Origin of the sequence: Reyranella sp. (assembly GCF_965229815.1) — a bacterium.
Taxonomy (GTDB): Bacteria; Pseudomonadota; Alphaproteobacteria; order Reyranellales; family Reyranellaceae; genus Reyranella.
Map to the genome: position 1 here is coordinate 2,940,237 of NZ_CBDDJN010000006.1, position 13,316 is coordinate 2,953,552.

General features: G+C 67.8%; 10 protein-coding genes. 3 read left to right on the forward strand and 7 right to left on the reverse strand.

All coding sequences use genetic code 11. The annotated features are described in order from the left end of the window. Nucleotides 1-12: 12 nt before the first annotated feature. Nucleotides 13-786 carry a glycosyltransferase family 2 protein gene (locus ACO073_RS25485; RefSeq protein ID WP_422001458.1) on the reverse strand — a complete coding sequence of 258 codons (774 nt, stop codon included), beginning with the start codon at nucleotides 784-786 and terminating at the stop codon, nucleotides 13-15. 131 nt (nucleotides 787-917) lie between these two features. Here ACO073_RS25485 and ACO073_RS25490 point away from each other — a divergent pair, with 131 nt between their 5' ends. Continuing rightward, a complete protein-coding gene (locus ACO073_RS25490; RefSeq protein ID WP_422001460.1) occupies nucleotides 918-1,730 on the forward strand; it encodes a hypothetical protein in 813 nt (270 codons plus the stop codon). A gap of 16 nt (nucleotides 1,731-1,746) precedes the next feature. Here the strand turns inward: ACO073_RS25490 and ACO073_RS25495 are convergent, their stop codons facing one another. The 3 genes from ACO073_RS25495 to ACO073_RS25505 form a co-directional block, all read right to left on the reverse strand. Further along, nucleotides 1,747-2,724: a 2-hydroxyacid dehydrogenase gene (locus ACO073_RS25495; RefSeq protein ID WP_422001461.1), complete on the reverse strand. Its 978-nt coding sequence runs from the start codon at nucleotides 2,722-2,724 to the stop codon at nucleotides 1,747-1,749. Nucleotides 2,725-2,785: 61 nt separating this feature from the next. After that, the gene (locus ACO073_RS25500) at nucleotides 2,786-4,243 is read right to left on the reverse strand and encodes a carbamoyltransferase (RefSeq protein ID WP_422001462.1); all 1,458 of its coding nucleotides are present in this window, start codon (nucleotides 4,241-4,243) and stop codon (nucleotides 2,786-2,788) included. Nucleotides 4,244-4,348: 105 nt separating this feature from the next. Continuing rightward, nucleotides 4,349-5,242, reverse strand: coding sequence for a hypothetical protein (locus ACO073_RS25505; protein WP_422001464.1), 894 nt, complete (start codon nucleotides 5,240-5,242; stop codon nucleotides 4,349-4,351). 235 nt (nucleotides 5,243-5,477) lie between these two features. On the opposite strand from ACO073_RS25505, the gene ACO073_RS25510 reads away from it, so the two are divergent. Both ACO073_RS25510 and ACO073_RS25515 read left to right on the forward strand, forming a co-directional pair. Continuing rightward, nucleotides 5,478-7,424, forward strand: a complete 1,947-nt coding sequence (locus ACO073_RS25510) for a carbamoyltransferase (protein WP_422001465.1) — start codon at nucleotides 5,478-5,480, stop codon at nucleotides 7,422-7,424. Beyond that, entirely contained in the window at nucleotides 7,421-8,851 is a 1,431-nt protein-coding gene (locus ACO073_RS25515) for a sulfatase-like hydrolase/transferase (protein WP_422001467.1), read from the forward strand. Before ACO073_RS25510 ends, ACO073_RS25515 begins: the two co-directional genes overlap by 4 nt. A 4-nt stretch (nucleotides 8,852-8,855) precedes the next feature. Here ACO073_RS25515 and ACO073_RS25520 read toward each other — a convergent pair whose 3' ends face one another. The 3 genes from ACO073_RS25520 to ACO073_RS25530 all read right to left on the reverse strand — a co-directional run bounded on the left by ACO073_RS25520 (nucleotide 8,856) and on the right by ACO073_RS25530 (nucleotide 12,998). Then, nucleotides 8,856-10,031, reverse strand: coding sequence for a glycosyltransferase (locus ACO073_RS25520; protein ID WP_422001469.1), 1,176 nt, complete (start codon nucleotides 10,029-10,031; stop codon nucleotides 8,856-8,858). 73 nt (nucleotides 10,032-10,104) lie between these two features. Further along, nucleotides 10,105-10,989: a phytanoyl-CoA dioxygenase family protein gene (locus ACO073_RS25525; RefSeq protein ID WP_422001471.1), complete on the reverse strand. Its 885-nt coding sequence runs from the start codon at nucleotides 10,987-10,989 to the stop codon at nucleotides 10,105-10,107. After that, nucleotides 10,986-12,998 (reverse strand): SPASM domain-containing protein, encoded by a 2,013-nt coding sequence (locus tag ACO073_RS25530; RefSeq protein WP_422001472.1) that lies wholly within the window; start codon nucleotides 12,996-12,998, stop codon nucleotides 10,986-10,988. Before ACO073_RS25530 ends, ACO073_RS25525 begins: the two co-directional genes overlap by 4 nt. Nucleotides 12,999-13,316: the final 318 nt, after the last annotated feature.

A 13,316-nucleotide genomic window follows, 5' to 3' on the forward strand; every position in this document is an offset into this window, starting at 1 on the left:
CCGAAGGCGGCCTCAGCCGGCGGGCGACGCGGCACCGCCCAGCTCGGCGATGCGGCGCCTCACCGTCCGTTCGGCGTCCCGGCCGGCCGGCGTGAACTCGATGCCCTCTTCCCCCCAGAAAAACTGGTGGCGATGGAGGCGCTTCAGGGACAGTCTCGCGTCGATGTTGGCGATCGGAACGCGGGCCGCCAGCGCCAGCCTCACGTAGAGATCCCAGTCCTCGTTGGAGGCCAGGCTTTCGTCGTAGCCTCCGACCGCGCGCACCCGTTCTTTCCGGAACATCACGGAGCTGTGGAACAGGGGGCATCTGTATTCCTTCAGGTCGCGCACGATCGCCGCGTAGTCGAGCGGAAGCAGGTCCTCCCCGATCGCCTTTCCGTCGCCGTCGATGAAGGGACGGTAGCGCGATCCCACGAGCGCAACCTCGTCGTTGCCATCGAGAAAGGCGACCTGCTCCCGAAGCCGGTGGGGGAGTGCCACGTCGTCGGCATCCAGGACCGCAACGTAGGGCGAGGCGCAGGTCTCGATGCCGAGGTTGAGCGCCCTGGCGCGTCCCAACCGGCCACCGTGGACGACCCGCAGGCGCGGATCGCGGAAATCGCCGAGGATCCGCGGCGTGTCGTCGGTCGATCCGTCATCGATGACCACGACCTCGAATTCCTCGGCGGCCTGAGCCAATGCGCTTGCGACGGCGGTCTGCACGTAGGTCTGGCCGTTGAATACCGTCATCAGCACTGACGCGCGCACGATGCTCCCCCGAGACATTCGCTGCCTGTCCGGCCGCAACTCGACAGGCGCCCCAGTCTAATGGACCCGTCCGGCAAAGACGAGCGACGACCGGCGACGACAGCGCGAGGCAACGGGCTACCGTCCCGGACGGCACCCGGCTAAGGTCCGGCCGGAGCCCAGCACAGGAGGTGGCTCTGCGTCCGCAGATCCTCGTGTTCACCTATCACAAGACCGGCACGGTCCTGTTCGAGAAGGTCCTGCGTGCCGTCGCGGCACGCTTCGACCTGACGGTTGCCCTGCATTTCGGCCGGGTGGAGAAGGTCGATCCCGCCGTGGACATCGTTCTCCTCGGCCACTCGCTGGTCGGTCCCGACTTCGCCGGTCGGCCGTTCCGCGCGGTACGCATCGTCCGCGACCCGCGCGACATCTGGGTGTCCGGGTACCTCTACCACCGCCGCTGCCGGGAGGAGTGGTGCACCAACACGGACTTCGACGTCAGCTCTCCCATCACCTATCCGCGCGTCGACTACTCCGTCGAGCACTACCCCGAGAGCTGGAAGAGCGCCTACCTGGCCGGCCTGGGTGGCAAGTCCTACCAGGACAATCTGCTCGAACGCGATCGCGAGGCCGGCCTCGCCTTCGAGCTCGCCGGCTACACCGGCTGCACGCTCGACGCCATGCGGGGCTGGCGACTGGACACGCCCGACCTGCTGGAAGTGCAGCTCGAAGCGTTGACGGCCGATTTCGACGCCGTGCTCGGCACGGTCTTCAGGCATGTCGGATTCACCGAGGACGAGTGCGCCCAGGCCATTGAGCTGGCGCGCCCGCACGACGTCGCCCGGATGAGCGACGCCGCGGTCGCGGAGAACCGCCACATTCATTCCCGCGCGCTCTCGAAGTGGCGCGACTTCCTGTCCGCCGCCGAGGTCGACGCCTTCGAGCGACAGCACGGAGACCTGATCACCCGGCTCGGCTATCCGCTCGGGGGCCGCGCGGGATGACCGACAGATGTCGCGATCACGCGACCATGTCCCTCAGCTCCGGCAGCAGCCAGAGCGGTCGCTCGCCACGGGCGACGCGCAGCACATTGTCGAAGCCGTTGCGCGTCTGACGGATTCGCGTCTCGCGGCTGGCACCGGCGAGATGCGGCGACAGCACGACATTGTCCAGCGACAGGACCGGCTCGTCGGCCGGCGGCGGCTCCTGCGGGAACACGTCGAGCCCGGCCCCCGCGATGCGACCCGTCGTGAGGGCCTCGTGCAGGGCGGCAAGGTCCACCACCGGGCCTCGGCCGCAGTTGATCAGGATCGCATGCGGCTGCATCTGCGCCAGCGTCCGGGCGTTGATCATGTTGCGGGTCAGGGAGGTCAGCGGCACGTGGCAGCTCACGATGTCCGACGTGGCCAGCAACTCCGGCAAGAGCCGATAGCGCACGTTCCGCGAATCCTCCTCGTCCTCGCCCAGGCGCACGAGATCGTTGTACTGGACCTTCATGTCGAAGCCGCGGCCGGCGATGCGGGCGACGCGCTTGCCGATCGTGCCCAGACCGATGATGCCGAGCGTCCGGCCGTGCATCTCGTGGAAGGTCGGCATCGGCTTGTTCCCGAGCCACAGTCCCTTCGACGTGAGGTCGTGCTGCAGGATCAGGCGCCGATAGACCGCGAGGATCAGCAGGATCGTGTGCTCCGCGACGGCGCGGGAATTGGCCCCGCCGTTGTTGCAGACCGGCACGGCGGCGCGCCGCGCCGCCTCCAGGTCGACATGGTCGTACCCGGCGCTGAGAAGCTGCACCAGCTTCAGGCGCGACGCGGTCCGGTAGAAGCCGTCATCCATCCCATGGACGTTGCCCACCAGGTACTCCGCCTCGGGCAGCGCCGCCGTGTAGGCCGGCGTGAACTGCGGCGCGATGACCAGCTCGAAGCCCTCGGGCGCCATCTCCGCGGCGTGGCGGTCGAGCCCGTCCATGACGGTGGTGAAGAGGATCTTCGGCAGCATGGTTGCTTGCTCCTCACGGGCAGGAGCTTCCGGTCTCCTGCATTGGCCGGGCTTTGCGCGATCAGAAGATCCTGACGCCGTGCAGGGCCTGGAAGCGCCTTGCATCCTCCCAGACATTCACCAGCGGCTCGCCCTTGATGTTCAGCGACGTGTTCAGGAGCATGGGGCAGCCGGTCCTGTCGTGGAAGCACGACAGGAGATCGTAGAGCAGCGGATGCTGCTCGCGGCGGACGGTCTGCACCCGGGCCGTATTGTCGAAGTGGGCGATCGCCGGGAAGAGGTCGGGCCGCCTGACCGGCGCGACGAACTGCATGTAGGGCGATTCCGTCACCGGCATGTCGAAATACCGGTCGGCGTGCTCAGCCATGATGACCGGCGCGAACGGACGAAACGGTTCGCGCTTCTTGATGCGGTTGACGCGGTCCTTGGTCTCGGGGCCGCGCGGATCGGCCATGAGAGAACGGTTTCCCAGGGCGCGGGGACCGAACTCGGCGCGTCCGTTGGCGACGCCGATCACCTCCCCTGCCGCGAGAGCGGCCGCGACCTCGGCCTGGGGGAATGGCCGGTCGATGTTCTCGCCCAGGTACGGATGGGTCCAGTTCAGGTGGCGGCGGGTGAAGGCCGCCACCGCGCCCAGCGAAGAACCGGCATCGCCGGGATTCGGCATGATCCAGATCCGGTCGAACGCGCCGTCGCGCGCGATCTTGCTGTTGGCCACGCAGTTCAGCGCCAACCCGCCCATCAGCACGAGGTTCGGGCTGCGGACGCGGCCGGCGAGCCAGCGCACCAGGCCGACCAGATAGTCCTCCGTGATGGCCTGGATCGAAGCCGCGATATCCCAGTTGTCCGTGATGTCGGGGCGCCACCAGCGAACCCCGCGATGAACGTTCGCCTTCAGCCGGAAGTCGGGCGCCTGCCTCTCGCGGATGAAATCCTGATCGATCAGGTCGACGTAGCGCGGCTCTCCGAGGGCCGCGGCGCCCATCAGGATGTATTCCTCCTCGTTGGGCTTGAAGCCGATCCGCTGCGTGAAGGCGGAATAGAGCAGGCCCAGCGAGTGGGGATAGCGCTGCCCCCAAAGACGCGTCAGGTGTTGGCCCTGCCCTTCCCAGGCGCTGATCGTGCTCCATTCACCGATCGCGTCGACGACGAGCACGGCCGCATGCTCGAACGGGCTCGTGAAGAAGCCGGCGGCCGCATGGCTCTGGTGATGGCCGACGTAGCGGACCGGCGCCGTCAGGCCGTGGCGGCCGAGATAGGCCGCCCCGTCGGCGCGCCACACATGCTCGTGCTGTCCGGCGTAGAGCTTGCGGCTGCGCTTGAGCAGCGGCCGCTCGTACCAGACGATTTGATCCGGCTCGCCCCAGCGGCGCGCCGCTGCGATCAGGTCGGGATGCAGGTGGGCGTCGTTCTTCACCCGGCTGTAGCGCTCGGCGTGGGAGGCGAACAGGATCTCGCTGCCGTCGACCACGCTCAGCGAGGCGTCGTGCTCGTTGGCCGAGATGCCCCAGACCGGCATGTCAGTAGATGAAGGGATCGCGCTTTTGAAGCCGCTTAACCTTGCGGCGGAACTGCCAGCGCTCGTACACGAACTGGAAGGGCCGGAGAAGCCAGCGAACGATCGTCATGCCGTTTGTCCTGCACCGAAGCCGCGGCCGAGGATGAACTCCGCCGCCGCCAGGCCGAAGGCCCGGTTCGAGAGTGGACCGGGATGCATGCCGTCGCGCGCGAGGTCGCGCTTCAGCGAATCTTCCGTCGCCTTCGGTCCATAGGCGGGAAAGGGCCGGTCGATCATGTTATCGACGCGCACGTACTTCGCGGTCTGCGCCAGCGGCGGCCAGTCCTGGGGACCGTTCTTGCTCTGCCAGACCCAGGGCACGCCGTGCAGCGTCGCGACGGCATCGATGAGACTGTGCTGGCGGGCGAAATCCATGAAGTCGTTGGAATCGCTCTGGAGCTCGAGAAAGGCGCGATGGAGGGAACGGCCCTCGTCCGGTACGTAGGTCGGCAGGAGTGCCATCCGGTAGCCGAACTTGGGAAAGATGGTCCGCCGCGACAGGTCCGAGAAGAGCACGACGAGGAAGTCTGGCTTCAGGATCGGCAGGATCTGGTGCACGACCATCGCGAAGAAGTCGTTGCCGTGGGCCCCGTAACCGAAATTGTGCTGTTCCACCGGCTCGCCGAGCGCCTCCTCGAGATGACGCGTCGCGACGCTCGTCCAGACATCCTCGTAGGGAAGGCCGATGCCCATCGTGTACGAGCAGCCGACGAACATGATCTTCTTGTTGGGCGACGCGGGGTCGATCTCGCGCGAGCGCCAGCCATGGGCATTCGTCCGGTAGGTGATCCGCACGTCCTTGTAGACGCCCGACGCCCGGCCCGCCGTATCCGCGGGCACCCACAGCAGCTCGCTGCTCGCGGGGATGGCCTTGGTCGAGACGTCCGGAAGTTCGCCCCTCAGCCAGAAGCGGCCTGCGCGCTCGTTCTCCTCGATCCCCCGAAAATACTCGAACGCCATCGTTCTCCCCGAAGACATCCGCCGTCCGGTCGCTCCAACCGCACTCTAGTCGACCCGGACCGCAGCGATCAATCAGCCAGCCCTTGGCGATGGACGAGGTCGTTGGCCCGTGGCCATTCGTCTTGCAGCGTCTCCGACACTTGCTGCAAGATGCCCGCCCTTCCTTCCGGCAGCGACGGTACGGCCATTGTACGTTCTGGGCATCAGCGGTTCCCCCTTTCTCGCCCAGGATCCTGTGAGGTTCGATCCGATCTGGTGGCACGACGCCGCCGCGGTGCTGCTCAAGGACGGTGCGGTCGTCGCCGCCATCGAGGAAGAACGGCTCAGCCGCGAGAAGCACACCAGCCGTTTCCCGCAATTGGCCATCGCGGCCTGCCTCGCCGAGGCCGGCATCGGCCTGCGTGACGTCGACTGCGTGTCCTACTATGCGGGAGAGCGCCACGCGCGGGGCTGCCTCACGGCCGTTTCCGCCAGCAATCCCGGCATCGTCGACACCGACCCGGTATCGGTGCTGCGCGATTCGCTGCGGCGCGCCGTCGGGGTCGAGTACGCGGGGCCCATCGAGCTCGTCAACCACCACAAGGCGCATGTCGCATCCGCCCATCGCCTGTCCGGCTGGTCCGATTGCCTGGTCGTGACGGTGGACGGCCGCGGCGACCAGGAAGCCGGCATGGTGACCGACGTGCGGGACAATCGCTGGGACGTGCTGCTGGAGCTGCCGATCGCGGAATCGCTCGGCCTCTTCTACGAGCAGCTGATCTGGTACATCGGCTACTGGCGCTTCGAGGAATACAAGGTGATGAGCCTTGCCTCGTACGGCGACCCTGCAACCTACCGGAAGTTCTTTCGCGGGCTCTACGACCTGCTGCCCGACGGTCGCTTCAGGGTGTCGCTGGGGAACGAGGCGACCGACATATACGACCATTTCCAGCCGCGCCGCCGCCATGAGCCCATCGCCCGGAAGGACATGGACTTTGCCGCCGGCTTGCAGGAAGCGCTCGAGGACATGATGGGCCACCTGCTGCGGCACTATCGCGCCGTCACCGGCCAGCGCCGGCTGGCGATGGCGGGCGGCGTGGCCCTGAACTGCGCCATGACCGGCCGCCTGCTGATCGAGAACGGCTTCGAGGAGATTTTCGTGCAGCCGGCCTCGAACGATGCGGGCTGCGCCCTCGGCGCCGCCCTCCATTCGACGCGGTGGGGCGATCGCCCGGCCGCGCCGCAGATGGCGCACTGCTATTGGGGCCCGGCGTTGCCCGGCCCCGACGAAATCGAAAAGTCGGTCGGTGCGTGGGACGGTGTCGTCAGCGGCCGTCGGATGTCGGAGCCCTTCGACGAGGTCGCGACGCTGCTGGCGGACGGCGCCATCATCGGCTGGGCGCAGGACCGGATGGAATTCGGTCCCCGCGCGCTCGGCAACAGGAGCATCCTGGCCGACGCACGGTTCGCCACGGCGACCCGGCGGATCAACAGCGTCATCAAGAAGCGCGACAATTTCCAGCCCTTCGCTCCGTCGGTCCTGGAGGAGGAGCTCCACATCTACTTCGAGTTGCCGCCGCAGGTCCGCGCACTGCCCTTCATGGTCTTCACGGCGAGGGTCAAGCCCGCCTATCGCGAGAAGCTCGGCGCCATCACCCATGTCGACGGCACGGCGCGGGTCCAGACCGTGTCGCGCCAGCACAATCCCCGCTACTGGTCGCTGATACGGGCGGTCGGCCAGCGCACCGGCTTTCCCATCGTGCTGAACACCTCGTTCAACAACCAGGCCGAACCGATCGTGCATTCGGTGGAGGACGCGCTGGCCTGCTTCGTCAGCACGGACCTCGACTATCTGGTGCTCGAGGACCTGCTGGTCGCCAAGCGGGCCGATCGGACCGACGCGCTCTGGAACTATCGCCTCGACCTCGGGCCGATGTACGAGCCCTGGCATCGTCCGGGCACGAACGAAACCCACGAGCTGCGCCACACCGTTTCTGGAACGAGCCGACCCATCTCGCCCGGCCTGTTCGCGCTTCTCTCGGGCCCGGACGGCGGGACGATCGCCGGGCGTGCCGAGGCGGCCGGGCTGACGGCGTCCCGGTCCGCGCTCATGAGCGAGCTCATGGCGCTCTGGAATGCGCGCATCGTCGGCCTGTCGCCCGCTGGCGGGCCGAGCGGATCCCGGGCCAAGCCGTCGCGATGACGATGGCGACCGGCCGCGAGGGAAAGCCTCCCAACGTCGTCGTCGTGCTCTGCGACCAGCTCCGCAGCTTCGCCGTGGGCTCCTGGGGCAACGCGTTCGTCCGGACCCCGCATATCGATGCCCTGGCATCGACCGGATATCGCTTCGAGCTCGGCGTCACCAACTGTCCCGCCTGCACGCCTGCCCGCTCGACCCTGCTGGCAGGCCAGCATGCCCGGACCTGCGTCGGCTCCCGGATCAACGAGATGCAGCCCAACGGGACGATCCTCGGCCGCGACGACCGCGCGAAGTTCCCCGACACGACTCTGGCGGAGGCGTTCCGCAACCTCGGCTACCGGACGGCCCAGATCGGCAAGTGGCACGTCGACACGAGGCCGTCGCGGCTGGGGTTCGAGCGCAGCCTGATCGTGCGCAACACCTACAGCAAGGGCGACTTCATCCGCGACGAGGGCGAGCCGTTCGGGGTGCCGGGCTTCACGGCGGACTACGAACTGGCGGAGGCCCGGCGTTTCTTCAGTGAAGCCAGGACGGAACCCTTCTTCCTCTTCTACAACATCCTGTCGCCGCACATGCCGCTGCTCGACGTCCCGTACCGGTATTCGCGCCTATACGATCCGGCCCGGGTGCCGCTGCGGGACAATGTCACGCGCAACGGCCGGCTGCCGGCCGACGAGCGGTGGTTCCAGATCTACATGTGGGAGACCTTCCACGACCAGGCCTCCCGGCCGGTCACGGCGACGGCGATGCCCGACTTCACGATCCGGGACCTGACGGCCCTGTACTACGGTTCCGTCACCTGGACCGACGACCTTCTCGGCGAGCTGATGGCGTCGCTGCGGGAGAACGGGCTGGAGAACGACACGATCGTGGTCTTCGCGTCGGACCATGGCGACATGCTCGGCAGCCACCACCTCTGGGACAAGGGTCAGGTCGCCGAGGAAGCCATCCGGATTCCGATCGTGTACCGCTGGCCGGGCGGCATAAGGCCGGGTGCCAGCCGGACCCGGCTGACCTCGCTGATGGACGTGATGCCGACGCTGCTCGACCTGTGCGGCGGCGCCATCCCCGGCCATGTCCAGGGTCGGAGCCAGGCGCGGCTCCTGCGCGGCGCGCCGGACGAGGACGACCCCGAGGACAATGTCGCGGTGATCGAATCGCCGCTCCGCGAGCTCGCCATCCGGACGCCGACGCATCTCTATGCGGTCGCCATGGCCGAGGACGACAGCGGCGTCGAGAGCGATGCGTACCTGTTCTTCGACCTGAGGGACGACCCGTTCCAGCGGCGCAACCTGGTCCGCACGAACGAACAGGCGGGTCTGGCGAGGACGCTGCGCGACAGGCTTGTCCAGTGGGACCGCACGACGCCGCGCCTGGCCAACCTCGACTACCGCCCCTTCGGAGGCCGGCCGAGCGCCTGGGCGTCCTAGCGCGCTACCGCTCAGGGAACCAGGCGCGCAGGCCGGCGATCCGCCGCGCCAGGAAGAGCGCGCGGACGGCGCGCCCGGGCTGAACCTGGCGGAGCCGCTCGGAAGCGAATCGCGAGAGCGCGGCCGCGAAGATCTGCCGGGCGTCGTGGTTCGCGGACTCCTTCAGGAGGGTGCCGAAGCGGCGGGCGACCTCGGGATGATCGACCAGGCCCTCGATCGCGAGGTCGAAGCGGATGAACCTGCCGAGGGCGCGGCGACACAGGTCGCGCTCCACCGGGTCGAGCGGAGCGCCCGGCAGCGTCTCGACCAGGGCCTGCCGCAGGTCGACCAGGGCCTCTTCCCAGAGGGCGAGGCGGGCCATCACGCAGGCGCGCTGCAGCAGGGCGCGGCGCCGGCGCGACGCATCGAGCTCCCCAGCGCCGAGGCTGCGCGGCAGGTACTCGGCGAGAGCGAGTTCGCCCCGCAGGCGCAGGTGGATGGCGCGGTTCTCCTCGACCCAGTAGCGGCTGCGATGCTCGGCCGGGAAGAGGCCGCCCGGCCGGCCGCGCAGTCCGCCATGCTGGCGGAACAGGAAGCTCGGCGTGTCGAGACGCCGGCCATGGAAGCGGCGTGTCAGGCGCAGGTTGATGTCGTAGTCGTCGCACAGGTTGAGACGGTCATCGAACAGGCCGATCTCGCGATAGCAGCGCGTCCGCACGAGCATGGCCTGCAGCTGCATGAAGTTCTGCTCGAGCATGCGCGAGAACATCTCGTCCTCGCTCACCTCCGGCATCGGCAGCGGCCCCTTCTGCTCGACGCTGCCGTCCGGGTGGGTCTGAAGGATCAGGCAGCCGGAATAGGTGAAGTCGACCTCCGGATGGGCCTCCAGGACGGCGAGGTGACGCTCGAGGCTCTGCGGGACGGCGATGTCGTCGTCGTCGAAGACCCAGAGATACTCGCCGCGGACCTGCGCCATCGCCTGGTTCACCGCGCGCGGCCGGCCGGTGTTCTCCTGGTCGATCACCTCTATGCGCCCGGCGTAACGCCGCAGGAGCTCGGGCGTCGCATCGGTCGAGCCGTCGTTCACCACGATCACCTGGGCCGGCGGCACCGTCTGGCCGAGCACGCTGTCCAGCGTCTCGCCGAGAAAGTGGGCCCGGTTGCAGGTGGGGATGATGGTCGTGACGGTGGGAGAGCGCATCTCGGTCGGACGGGCAACGGGCCGTGGAAAGCGGAGGCCGCACGGCCGCCCCGCTAGCGGCAGGCGGCGGGAATCACTCCCAGAGGTCGAGCCCCAGCAGCTTCCGGCCGAGCGGGGTCAGGTGCGCGGGCGGCCCGAGCTCGCGCGGATCGAGGCCCAGGCCGGAGGGACCGACCCGCCGTTCCCACTGCGCGATCCTCTGGTGCCGCAGCTTGTCGTACATCTCGATCTTGGGATCGTCGACGGAATGCTGGTCGGAGATCTCGTAGCCGGCCGGCGCGCACAGGATGTACTGCGCGAGCCGCGGCCGGCTGCTTCGGTTGACTCCCGAGCCGTGCGGCAGGGCGCGGTGCCAGATGATGAGGTCGCCGGCCCTTGCCTCGATCGTCCGCACCGCCTGCCAGTCGAGCGCCGGCGGCGCGTTGACGTCGCGTTGCTCCAGCGGCTGGCGCGACCACTCGATGGTCTGGCGGTGCATCCCGGGAATGCAGTGAAAGCCGCCATGGTCGGCCGTGCTGTCCGACAGGCACAGGACGCCCTGGATGCCGAACTTCACGGGACTCTCCTTGAGATCGAGGTCCCAGTGGAGGAAGGGCGGATAGTCCCAGTCGGGATGCTCGGGGCGGACCGGCGGCTTCATGGACGCACGGTCGAGACTCACCCAGAGCTTCCGGGTCTTCCACAACTGGCAGAACGCTCCGTAGACCCGCGGGCTCTGCCGATTGTCCCACAGCGCCTGGTGCTGGTGCATCTGCACCAGCCCGTCGGGCGAGTGCGGCGGCCGGTACCAGTCGTCCGGCCGGGCGGGGTCCATGCCGAGGAACTTCCAGATCGCCTCGACGGCGGCGGCAACCTGCTCGGCCGGGACCGCGTCCCGCAGGATGACATAGCCCTCGGTCTCGAAATGCTCGAGATCCTCGGCCGAGAAGACGTCGCCGCCGGCGGGGCCGCCCGTCATGCCTTCACCGTCTCGTCGACAGGCTCGGCCGGCCGGGCCCGAGGTTCGCTCAGAGTCTTGCTCTGGGGCTGGCTCTGAGGCTTTTGCTGGAACGAGGGTACGGTGGAGTTGGTGACGAGGATCGAGTTGAGGTCGGGCCGGATCTCGTGCTCGAAGTCCGCGTACCGGTTCTTGAAGCACCAGGTGCAATGCTCGTGATACGGATGATCCTCGCGCCGCGCGAGGTGAGCCGCCCGGAGGGACACGAGCGGCGGGCTGTTCCAGATCTCCTCGAACGGCTTCTCGAGCATGTTGCCCGAGGTGAGGTCGTCCCGACCGATGAGATGGTCGCAGAAGCCGACGTCGCCGGCATAGGTGATGTAGGTGTACATCCAGGGGTGGATGCAGCGGTCGAGCAGGCGGTCCTTCAGCACCAGGTTCGTGGTCATCGCGCTGCCGAGCTGCAGAGTGATGCCGTAGCGGTTGGCCTGTGCCCGGAGCCGATCGAAGATCGGCGGGATCGCCGCCTCACTGTGGTCGAGATGCTTGGGATCGCTCGGCCAGCAGGCGATCGGGATCATGTGCACGCGCCCGACCCCCAGCTCGTGAGCCCATTTCAGCAGTTCCTCGAGATTGCCGAGGCTGCGCGAGCTGACCGTCACCGTCAGATAGACATGGTCGGGGTCGTTGCCGTGGACGTCGCGCCAATGGACGAGCGATTTCAGCGACTGCTCGATGGGCTCGATGTTGCAGCCGCGCAGCTCCTTCAGAAGCCCGTTCTCGGTCGCGTCGACCGAGATGCCGACCCAGGCGCGGTGGCGCATCAGGTGGCGCCAGACGTCCGGCTTGCGGATCGTGCCGTTGGACAGGACGCGAAGCTGGACGCCGGGCTGCGCGAAGCGCTCGACGATCGGCAGGAAGTCCCGCCGCAGCAGGCTCTCGCCCCAGCCGCGCAGGTCGACGACGCGCGCCGTCGGCAGCAGCTCCTCCTCGACCCGGCGCAGCACGGCCTCGCTCATGTCGAGGCTTCGGTCCTTCATCATGCCGGACCGGCACATGCTGCAGGCCAGGTTGCAGCGTCGCGTGAGCTCGAGGAACAGGATGTTCGGCAGGCCCCGCATCGTCGTGATGCCGTTCGCGAGCTCGCGCTCGAGGATCCTGCTGTTCTGCTCGCGCAGGTCGTCGCGCACCGGCTCCGCCAGGCTCCAGGGACGGAGCTGCACCGGCTCCTCGCTGGCCAGCTGGCGTACCCGGCCGATGCCGACGCGGCCCCGGTTGGCCACGAGTTCGCCCCGGGCGATCTTCTCGACGCTGAGCCGGTAGTGGTCGAGCAGCGTTCCCTTGGTCGAGCCCCAGTCCCGCCCGATATCCTTCACCCGGGTGAAGGCGATCCGTTCCCTGTTCTCGTGCTCGATGCAGTTCAGGAACCGCCGGTCGATCGGCGCACACCTGTATTTGCGCTGCCAGAGACGATTGTAGAGATCGAGGTCCTCGTATCCCCAGGCGACCATGTCCTCGTCGTAGCCGCCGGAATCGAGGAACGCCTGGCGGCGGACGGCCATGCGGCCCGTCCAGCCGTGATCGCCGACGATCGGGGTGAAGATCCCGTCCTCGTAGTCGCAGCCCACGAGCAGGTCCTTGTCCTGCATCTGCTCGTCGATGTAGCGCGCATAGCCCTCGCCGGTGAAATTGTCGGCGTCGACATTGCAGATGATCTCGCCCCGGCACAGGCGTGCGCCCATGTTGCGCGAGTGGCTGAAGCTGAAGAACTGCGCGTGGTCGTAGCGGTAGTAGACGACCCGTCCGGTCGCGACATGCTCGGCGAGCTCGGTCTCGACCCAGTTGGCCAGATCATCGGGCGAGCTGTAGTCGAGCAGGACGAACTCGAGGCTGGGATGATCGGCGTTCCAGGCGAGGTTCTTCGTCAGCGTCTGCTTGAGGTGATGAAGCCGCCCCATGCAGACCGTGAAGAACGACAGTTTGGGCGCCGCCGAACCGGGCGCGACGACGGAAGCGGACCGTTGCGTCATGCGGTGGTCCGCAGCCGCACGTATCCTCGCCTTCGCAAGACAGGATGGGGGGCGGAAAGGCCGGCTTGCCGACTCCGCCGAAGGCGGGTCGTTCCGGCGACGCAGCGCTTGCTCCAGGCAGCGCGGGCGTTGTCCTTGTGCGCAGTGGTGGGCAAATGTGCTCCCCGTCGTGGGTCATTCTTGTTGAAGGACGATCTTGCGTCAACCCGAAGGGATGACCGTCGTCTCTTTCGACACACTTACATTCTGAAGGCCGACTGCGGTTGAATGAATGATCGACCATCGACCGTGCCCCGCGGGACGCGGAGTCTGGTTGCA

Bases quoted from the DNA above. Each gene is read 5' to 3' on its own strand.
- ACO073_RS25495 (WP_422001461.1), bottom strand. From the start codon at position 2,724: ATGCTGCCGAAGATCCTCTTCACCACCGTCATGGACGGGCTCGACCGC.
- ACO073_RS25500 (WP_422001462.1), bottom strand. From the start codon at position 4,243: ATGCCGGTCTGGGGCATCTCGGCCAACGAGCACGACGCCTCGCTGAGC.
- ACO073_RS25505 (WP_422001464.1), bottom strand. From the start codon at position 5,242: ATGGCGTTCGAGTATTTTCGGGGGATCGAGGAGAACGAGCGCGCAGGC.
- ACO073_RS25515 (WP_422001467.1), top strand. From the start codon at position 7,421: ATGACGATGGCGACCGGCCGCGAGGGAAAGCCTCCCAACGTCGTCGTC.
- ACO073_RS25520 (WP_422001469.1), bottom strand. From the start codon at position 10,031: ATGCGCTCTCCCACCGTCACGACCATCATCCCCACCTGCAACCGGGCC.
- ACO073_RS25525 (WP_422001471.1), bottom strand. From the start codon at position 10,989: ATGACGGGCGGCCCCGCCGGCGGCGACGTCTTCTCGGCCGAGGATCTC.
- ACO073_RS25530 (WP_422001472.1), bottom strand. From the start codon at position 12,998: ATGACGCAACGGTCCGCTTCCGTCGTCGCGCCCGGTTCGGCGGCGCCC.